Here is a 3,567-nt window from a genome sequence, read left to right as displayed (position 1 = left end):
CTGTTTTAGCAGTTGTGGTCTTGCCGTTGATGACAAATATTACAGATTCGCCACTAACAGCAACTTTACCATCACTGGATACCACTTTTACTGTAAAGTATGAACCTCCTGCATAATCCACTGCAATATTTTTAGCAACGAATTTACAGCTCTGGGAATCCAATGTTATAGTGACATTGTTTCCACAGTATTGATTATTATAGAGGGTTGTTACTGTATAAGTGCCAGGAACCTCATCTATTTCAAATCCAGCTATGCCTTTTTCATTACTTGTCACATTGAAAGTCTCTCCATTAAAGGTAAACCCGACAGATGCACCGGCAACCGCATGACCGTCAGCAGTTACAACTTTAACAGAGAAGAAAGATTCACCACCATAATCTACTGAAATGTCTGTGTTTTCAGTGATTCTGGAATCATCTGCTACGGTATAGACTTTCAGGCAAACTGTTTTTCTTTTTAAACTAATATCCGTCCATGTGCTGCCATCTGTACTTACAAATGACATTCCGGGAACATAATGGGTTCTTGAGTTTCCCCCATAAGGAAGAGCATTACTTTTAAACACTACCTTGAAAGTGTCATTGATTTTAACCGGAATATATTTGCTTAATATGATTGTCCTGTATCCTGCAAACTCACTTATTCCGCTTTGTGAGTGTGCCAAGTTATTGTTCACGTAAATGTCAAAGGAATAATCAATGCCTGACTGGTTGAAGTATGTTCCAACAGCTGCAACCAAATCATCATATTCTGCAGTGAATTCATTGGAATATTGGGTATAATTGCTGTCAAAATCATATAAACCACTTATATCAGTCTGGTAATTGACATGGTAATCTATTGTATTGGTGAAAATGCAAGCTGCAAACGGATAGCTGATGCCGGTTTCTGAGTCAGGTGTGAAAAATGATTTTTCATAGTAGGATATGTAGAAATATCCTTCATCTCCCCAATCGCTTGCCCAGCTGTTTTTGACAATCCATGCACCATCTCCAGGAGGAGTGATTAAAAAGTTATCCGCCTTATAGTTATCATCCCATCCGACGATGGCAACTGCATGGTTTGGCACAGATGATTTATTCATATAATGTGCAGAAGTATTTTCATTGAAATATGGTTCACCACTGCTAGCATAACTAATTGAAACTGCACCATAATTTAAAAGTGCTTTTTTAACATCATCAACATAATTGTCTGAATTCAGCATGATGAAGTAAACATCCTGAAGACGTATCTTATTTGGACTGTCAATAAAAACAGATAATTTTCCAACCTCATCATATTCATCATCTTCTTCAGCGACACTCAACCAGCTGAGCACATTAGCCAAAGCCATATATACGCTGCCCCCTTCATCTCCATCCAAATCTCCAAAATCAGAGTATCTTATTTGGAGATTTTGCATATAATTATTGGAAATATCATATATGATGCCTGTTGCTCTTAAAAGAGCAGTTTCAAATGCTTCTCCAAAAGCATATGTCCAGCATGCGCCCATTAATCCCTGATCTTTTACAGGAGTAATCCATCCCCAATCACGTAAATCAAACCTTGAAGGAATACTTGAAACAATGATTGCATTATTGATTAATGTCAAATTCAATCCAGGATAATCAATAGATGTCTGGACATAAAATGACTGATTAGTGATTATGCTGTCATTATTATAATCATTGCTGTTGAGACTGCACTGATTTTTGTCAAAATCTGTGTAAATCGCATTTGTATTGTTCAAAAATAGGCAGCTGGTGATATTATACCATGAATCACAGGCATATACTGCATTTCCCATATATGCTGTATTATTTATGAATCTTGATTGGGTCACTGTCAGATTACTAATATCACAATATATTGCACCACCACAACAAGCGGAATCATCATCAGACAGTTCATTTGAATCAAAAATACAGTTATTGACTGTAGCATTGGTGAATGATATATAAGCTGCTCCCCCAACACGAGCTTTATTGTTTGTGAAATTTGCATTGTACAGGTAGAGATTTCCTCCCAAATGAATAAATGCTCCGCCGATCATGGATGAAGAATCGTTAAACACACAATCAGTTAGTGTGGTTGCATTAGTAGATAATTCCAGCCCATAATCCACCATTAGGGCGCCTGCATTTTTAAATGATTTGGTGTTGATAAATTCACAGCCTTTGATATAAGAGTTTTCTGGATATTTTATGAAAATTGCTCCTGCAGATTTCTCAGCAGTAAGATTGACAAATCGGGAATTGATAATTGAACTTTCAGAATACTCAATATATAGTGCAGATGAATAAGCCGAAGACATGTTTATGAATTCTGAATTATCTATATTGACTGTAGAACTTGAAGCAAAAATTTGACCATGTTTACTTGGCCTGTTTGATGTGAAAAATGAGTTTAAGACATTTAATGTGGCCTCGGTTGAATATATGGAAGATCCTTCTTTACCAGCATAATTATCAATAAAATTGGAATTGCTGCAATTTAATACATCATCATAAAAGTCAATTGCACCGGCATAAGTACTTGCAGAATTGTTGATGAAATCATTATAGTTTAATGTCAGTTTCCCTTTAGAATATATTGCTCCAGCAGAACTGGCATTATTGTTAGTGAAAGTAGCATTATTTAATGTCATCTGTCCCATAGCATATATAGCTCCACCAGTACTGGCATTATTGTTGATAAAAGTTACATTGTTTAATGTAATCTGTCCTGCAGCATATATAGCTCCACCCTTGGCGGCATTACCGTTTATGAAAACCAGATTGTTTATAGTTACATTATCTCCGGTAATATAAAATATTCTTGATTTGCCATTGGCATCAATTGTATGTCCTTTTCCATCTATAACTATATTTTCTTCGATTTCAATTCCATTTGCATCAAAACCGTCACAATATTCATAATTTCTGTCTAATTCCAATGTGACCCCATATTTTGGAGTAATATTATTCTGCAGTTCAAAAAAAGTTCCTGCATTACCTTGATCTAGTATTTCTTTATCATTTGATTGTTCGTTAACCAGATTGCCGTCAGCCCCACTTATACCATCACTTTGAACTGCTTCAATCGGCATTGAACAATCACTGGTTATTTCCGTTTCATTCACATCACTTGCACTTACAGTTGCAATTGAGAATAGAAAAATAGCAATCAGCAAAATGATTATTGTTTTCCGGTATTTCATTTTTTTCCTGAGCTCCTGAAAAATTGCATGCTAAAAAGTTTTATATAATTTAAACTCTAAAATACTTCCCCATGTTTAAAAATTCTAAAAACATGTTTCAAAGTTTATCAAAAGATGTATAAATATATAACGAATTACCTGAACATTATGGATATGGGATTGGAAAAAAGAAGAAAAGTGAATAATTAAATTCACTCAATAATAAGATATTTCATGTTTTAAAGCTATTTGACTTTCAATGTTGTTTTTATTGTGTCTTTAAGATAAGTCACTTTAACAGTGTAAGTTTTGCCTTTTTTAAGCTTTTTGATAACATTCTTCTTAAGTGACTTTTGAGCAATACCTTTGGAGTTGGTTTTAACTTTATAAGTTTTGCCGTT

At 34.7% G+C, this 3,567-nt stretch carries 1 protein-coding gene; it reads right to left on the bottom strand.

Features of this window, described 5'->3' with window-relative positions:
* On the bottom strand, positions 1-3,187 hold a 3,187-nt coding region (locus tag ACKI3D_RS08530), incomplete at its 3' end, for a C1 family peptidase (protein WP_407393705.1).
* Positions 3,188-3,567 lie beyond the last annotated feature (380 nt).

This window comes from Methanobrevibacter sp. (assembly GCF_045586545.1).
Taxonomy (GTDB): Archaea; Methanobacteriota; Methanobacteria; order Methanobacteriales; family Methanobacteriaceae; genus Methanocatella.
This window is presented reverse-complemented; position numbering and strand designations above follow the sequence as displayed.